Source organism: Aquabacterium sp., assembly GCF_004297345.1.
In the GTDB taxonomy this organism is placed as follows: domain Bacteria; phylum Pseudomonadota; class Gammaproteobacteria; order Burkholderiales; family Burkholderiaceae_C; genus Aquabacterium.
Window position 1 is genome coordinate 1 of sequence record NZ_SCTN01000483.1, and the last position, 5,911, is coordinate 5,911.

General features: G+C 60.0%; 5 protein-coding genes. 1 reads left to right on the forward strand and 4 read right to left on the reverse strand.

The window, feature by feature from the left end; genetic code table 11:
* A partial coding sequence (locus EPO09_RS18620; protein WP_290645423.1) for a citrate/2-methylcitrate synthase occupies positions 1-533 on the forward strand: 533 nt, incomplete at its 5' end.
* 79 nt (positions 534-612) lie between these two features.
* Here EPO09_RS18620 and EPO09_RS18625 read toward each other — a convergent pair.
* The 4 genes from EPO09_RS18625 to EPO09_RS18640 form a co-directional block, all read right to left on the reverse strand.
* Positions 613-1,593 (reverse strand): FkbM family methyltransferase, encoded by a 981-nt coding sequence (locus EPO09_RS18625; protein ID WP_290645424.1) that lies wholly within the window; start codon positions 1,591-1,593, stop codon positions 613-615.
* Positions 1,594-1,674: 81 nt separating this feature from the next.
* Complete coding sequence (locus EPO09_RS18630; RefSeq protein WP_290645426.1) at positions 1,675-3,168, reverse strand: ATP-binding protein; 1,494 nt, start codon at positions 3,166-3,168, stop codon at positions 1,675-1,677.
* Positions 3,165-4,052, reverse strand: coding sequence for a hypothetical protein (locus EPO09_RS18635; RefSeq protein WP_290645428.1), 888 nt, complete (start codon positions 4,050-4,052; stop codon positions 3,165-3,167). Before EPO09_RS18635 ends, EPO09_RS18630 begins: the two co-directional genes overlap by 4 nt.
* A 75-nt stretch (positions 4,053-4,127) precedes the next feature.
* Positions 4,128-5,911 (reverse strand): TonB-dependent siderophore receptor (locus EPO09_RS18640; RefSeq protein WP_290645430.1); only part of this gene is annotated, 1,784 nt, incomplete at its 5' end.

Consider the following 5,911-nt stretch of genomic DNA (forward strand, 5'->3'; position numbering starts at 1 on the left):
GCGTGGCTTGCCTGTGGGGCCCCGCTCACGGTGGCGCCAACGAAGCTGCCCTGACCATGCTGGAAGAAATCCAGCGCAATGGTGGCGTCGAGAAGATCGGCGACTTCATTGCTCAGGTCAAGGACAAGAACTCTGGCGTCAAGCTGATGGGTTTTGGTCACCGCGTGTACAAGAACTACGACCCGCGTGCCAAGCTGATGCGCGAGACCTGCCACGAAGTTCTGAACGAACTGGGTCTGCAGAACGACCCGCTGTTCAAGCTGGCCATGGCCCTGGAAAAGATCGCTCTGGAAGACGAATACTTCGTGTCGCGCAAGCTGTACCCGAACGTGGACTTCTACTCCGGCATCGTCCAGCGCGCCATCGGCATCCCCGTGTCCTTGTTCACCGCGATCTTCGCGTTGGCACGTACCGTGGGCTGGATCGCTCAGCTGAACGAAATGATTGGCGACCCCGAGTACAAGATCGGCCGTCCCCGTCAGCTGTTCGTCGGTTCCGACAAGCGCGACGTCAAGCCGATCGCTACACGCTGATCTGCGACTCGTCTCGCACGAACAAAACCCCGGCTTGCCGGGGTTTTTTCATGGACGGTCGATTTGACCTGGCCCGGCGTTATGGCTTGGGCGATGCCAGCAGCACGGCTTCCCAGCCCTGGCTCAACTGCACCCACTTGAACTTGAAGTCGTAGGCCACGCCTGTGGCTTCGATGAAGGCGGGGATGGTGAGCACGTCATCCCACTTGTGATACAGGCACAGCGCCAGCTTGGGCTTGAACAGGCGGATGGTGTTGCTGGCGCCGATCAGAGCGGGGATTTCCGATCCTTCGATGTCCATCTTGATCAGATCCACACGGCCCAGATTGCTCATCATCACGTAATCGTCGACGGTGATGGTGGGGATCTGCTCTTCGCCACTGTGCGCCGACTGCGACGACACAGACGTGCCGCCCTGCAGTGGTGCGTTCTTGATGCCCACCGAGTCGCCCGTCTTGCTGCTCAGGGCGAACTTGTTGATGATCACCTTGTCTTCGATGCCGTTGAGTTCGTTGTTGTAGGCGAACAGGTCGATGTTTTCCTGCAGCAACTCGAAGGAGTGAATCTCGCACTGACCCTGCGTCTTGTGGCTGAACAGCACGGCTGTGTCGCCGATGAAGCCGCCCGCATCAATGATGACGTCGCCAGGGCTCACGCGGAAGTCACCGTGTTCGTACTGGTTGTAGTAGACGTCGTGGATGCCAAGCACCCAGTCATATGACGCCAGCTTGAAGTCGTGGCCTTGAGGGGCGAAATCGAGAAGCCCATAGCGCCTGCCGTTGATCTGCACGGGCTCGCGCACCTGGTTCTTCACCACGTCCACAGCCTGCAGGTACTGGTGCATCTCGATGGGGTTGACGATGTCGATCTCGCCCCAGCGTTTGAGAAACCACTGCACAAAGCGGGCGCGATCGGCTTGATCGAGCTTCTCGTACAGGCGCGTCGAGATGGCGTGCGAGTGGTTTTTGTAGTTCTTCAGCAAGAGCCCGAAGGACGCGACCTTATCGTTGGGGATGAGATCCGCCGTGTCAGCGAGGTCCGTCAGAAACTGGTTGCTCATGATGCAGGTCGGGGTGGTTACCCCTGCATCATGCGAGCACAGCTTGGTGCGCAAAGATTCGTATAAAGCCGATAAGTGGGCCTATTTGTCGCCGCGTCTGTTGATGGGCAAGGTCAAGTGGATGCTGGTGCCCTGGCCGTGTGGCGAGGAGATGCAGATTTCGCCGCCAACGGACGCCACGCGTTCACGCATGCCGATCAGGCCTAGCCCGGATTGCGTGGATGTTCGCGTGTTGAACCCCTTGCCGTTGTCCTTGATCTCGATGCAAAGCTGGTCACCCTGTTCGTTGAGCGACAGGTTCACGCTGGCCAGTGTCGCGCCGGCGTGCTTGATGATGTTGGTCAGCGCCTCCTGAACCACGCGGTAGGCCTGCATGGCAAATTCGCCTCGAAGATCTGGCATGCCGGGGGCGGCCGTGAACGAAAACCGGCATGCGGGGTGAACGTTGTCGAGCCCCAGCACCATGTCCTCCAGCGCCATGGACAGGCCAAGGGTGTCGATTACCTCTGGACGCAGGCTTTTGACGATATCGCGTGTGCTGGCGTAGATCAGCTCAATCGTGCGTTGTATCCGGTGCGCATTGCTGGCCATGTCCTCATCGCCGCTGGCTTGTGCCTTCGCAGCCAGCGCAGCGGCCTCCAGCTTGACCGAGATGAGGCTGGCGCCCAGGTGATCGTGGATTTCGACGGCCACGCGCTTTCGGTCTTCCTCAATCAGCGCGTTGCTGTGCGTGATCAAGCGGCGCTTCTCGGCGTCGGCCTGCCGAAGCTGGTCAACGGCCAGGCGCAGTTCGTGGGTGCGCGATCTGACCTTTTGCTCAAGATCATGGCGCGCTGCATCCAATGCCGCGGCCATTTGCAGGATGGTGCGTTGCAACTCACCCAGTTCATCGGGCAGGGTGGTGTCGAGTTGCACGTCGAACTGGCCTTTCCTGATGGCGCGCAGCGCCACCATCACTGAGGCCATGGTCTGGCGCAAACGGCGTGTCAGCCGCAGTCCCAGCATGCAACTGCCAATGGCCGCGCTGCCCACCAGTGCGAAGGCCAGCAGCAGGGCGCCTCGGCGCGCTTCGAATATGGGCGAGGCTGACATGGTGACGCGCACGTAGCCGATGGTGCGCATAGGGTGGGCTGGATGCGCCTGCTGGGAGGTTTCAGCGAGCTGTGTGCCCGATGATGCTGGATCGAGAAGGTCAAGCTCCGGCAACGATTCGATGTGTACGGGGGCTTCGATGGGAGTCTGGTCCGAACTTTGTGCCGCCTGACAACTGGAGGCGACCGTGCGATGTCGGTCGTCATCCAGGTGAATGCAGTTGACGCTGCTGTCGGATGCCACCAACTGCTGCAATGTATTGCGCACGTATGACAAATTGCCGGAAACCAGTCCGTATTGGCTGCTTTGCGCCAAGGCTGTTGCAATGAGCCGTCCACGCTCAGTCACGTCGCGCCTGACGTCGTTGATGGCTGTGGCATACATGGCGACGGCCACCGCAATGAACATCAGGCTGGCCGGTAAGACGGCAATGGTCAACAGCCGAACCGTGATGCCTCGGTTATGCCAGAACTTGAGGCTCATCCAGTTCTCCCGGCAGGGCGTGTACCCATGGCGCGCACTTTGTCCGAGATGGACAGCCCCAAAGAGCGCGCGACGTTGTCGTTGATGGTCACCCGCCAGTAGCGAGGGTGGCGTGCTTCCGGCAAGGCGTTGGCGTTGAGGCTGTCGATCAGTTCGATGAGATCGGCAGCGAGGTCCTCCGGATCGGACCAGGCGCTGGCAAGCGTGCCCGCTGTGACCGTGGCGGCCGAGAACCCGATCACGGGTAAACCGCGCCGATAGGTGGACTCCAGGATCGATCTGAGCGTGTCAGGCGTGTACAACGTGCTGTCGGCCACGGCCAGCAGCACGTGCGTGCCACTTAATGCATTAATGGCACGAACGGGGTCTTGTCCGTTTTCTATGCGTGCCAGTTGTAATTCCAGGCCGGCTTGTATGGCAGCCTGGCGCAGAGGCTTTTCCAGATAGCTTGATGCGTCTGAGAGCAAGGCGCCGACCGTGACTTTGCGCTCGAAGATGGCCGCGATCAGTTGCATCTGAGCTGCTGGTGACGCCTCGGCGAACAGGGCTGTGCAACTGGTGGGATCCCGGCCTGATGCGGCGAGCAATCGCTTGTAGGCCTGACTGGAGGTCAGGGCGGAGATCAGCGGTGCGCGAAAGTCCAACTCCAGCGTGCGGCGTAGCGCGGCGGGGCCCAGTGCCACGACGGGTGATGTGCCGTGGCGCAGATCAAGCGATGCCGGATCCACGTCGAAAAGCGAGCCTGGGTAGTGAGATTTGAGTGCCTGAAGAACCAGCCTTTGCGTACCGGGGTCTGGCGGCGTGACCACACGGATGTCGCGCGATGCCGCCTCGCCCAGGCCCAGTATCGGTAGCCCGCTCAAGCCCAGCAGTGCTCGCAGCATCTGGCGGCGCGCTCTGTTGTGGGGGCTTGAGTTGAGGGGCTGCACGATGCCGTCAGGAGTGAGCAGGCTTTGGTGTCAGAACGCGACGCGCACTTTGCCGTTGAAGTTCAATCGGCTGTTGTAGCTGTGCGAGAAATAGCCGACGCTGCTCAGGTATGTGTTGACGACCGGGGTGTGCAGGTAACCGACCACCAGCATGGCCGTTGCGGGCAGGGGGCCGAACATGAGGTCATGCGACAAGGTCAAATCGCTGCGCTCGTACAGCTTCTCGTTGATGCCGTTACCTGATGAGAAGTAGTGAGAGAACGAGGCCCTCCAGCGGTTGCCAAATGCACGGCTGATGCCGCCGGATCCGCTTTGACGAGACCATTGCGTTTGCTCCACGATATTGGTCGCCTCGTGATTGAGCAGGTAGCTGTAGCCGAGCCAGCCAGACCATTCGGCACCCAGATCCCAGTTGGCTTGAGTTTCAAAGCCATCCAGCTTCACGCTGCCGTTGTTCGATGCGGAGAGATCAAAGTTGGTGTTGGCGTCTGAAATCAGGTTGGTGAGCCGTTCGCTGAAAACGCGCGTATCAACGGTCATGCCCCATTGGCGCAGCGCGATCAGGTGCCCCAGTTCAAATGACGCGATTCTCTCCGGGCGCAAAGCGGGGTTGCCTCGAAAAATCACCAATGGTGCGATGTTGCTGACGCCCATGACGGGCGGTGTCACATCTTCCATATAGGGCGCCATCTTGCCCCGCGCTTCAAGAAGATCCGGGGTTCTCGTTCCCTTGGAGTAGACGGCTCGGACAGATTGGTTGTCGCTGAGGTGATAGTTGACTGCCGCGCGAGGTGAGAAGGTGCCTGGCCCCAATGAGTTGGATTCGCCGTATCCACCCAGGTTGAAGGTCAAGGCTGTACTTGGGCGGTACTCGACGTGGCCGAAGACCCAACGTACCTGATTGTTGACCTTGCCTCCGAAGTAGCCAACACTGTTTGCATCCTGGTAGCGCAGGCCCAGGCCACTGACAAAGCGCAGCGTGTCAGACAACACATAAGTGTCTTGCAACTCGATCTGGCTACGGGTGTCTTGCCCGTTGAGGTTGACGGTGCCGCAGGCGTTCAGTGCCAGAGCGGGCCCAATGCCGCCCAGGGAGGCGATGGCCGCCATCACCTGATTGATTTCGGCCTGGGTAGGGACGTTGATCGCGCTGATCGCATTCAAGTTCCCGCCCGTTATCAATGCAAGTGCGAATTGAGGGTACTTGTTGAGTATGGGGGTGACGCTCGGGTGCAGGGCGACCCTGGGCCAGCAGGAGCGCCAGTCATAGTTGGTGTTGACCCCATCGTGATACGCACGTATCTGCAACTCATGTGTTGCTGACAGTGCTTTTGTCCACTTGGCATTGAACTGCACCTCTTCGTGTGTTTGATCCGGGTAGTCCAATACAAACGGGTCGTAGGTGTAGTTGTACTCGCGTCGAGCGTGGGCAAACGCAGCCTGCAACTCCAGGGATTCATCAGCACTCAGGTCGGTCTGTGCGCGCACATTCAGGCGCCTGACATCTGTGCTGTCATGAGCGCCGCCACGAAGCGTCGCGTTGTCGTAGCCGCTGTTGCGTGCCGTATTGGCCGTTGCGGCGACATGAGTGTCGTTGCTCAGGCGTGTGGCCAGGCGCACCGTGTTCTCGTTGGCATAGTGGCTGCCAACCTCTACCGAGGCCATGAAACGCTCGACATCCTTGGGACGCTTGGTCAGGATGTTGATGATCGCCATGAGCGAGTTGGGGCCGTACGAGGCGGAATCAGGGCCGCGCGTGACCTCGATGCGATCGATGTCCTCCACGGCCACTGGCAGCATGGCCCATTCGACAT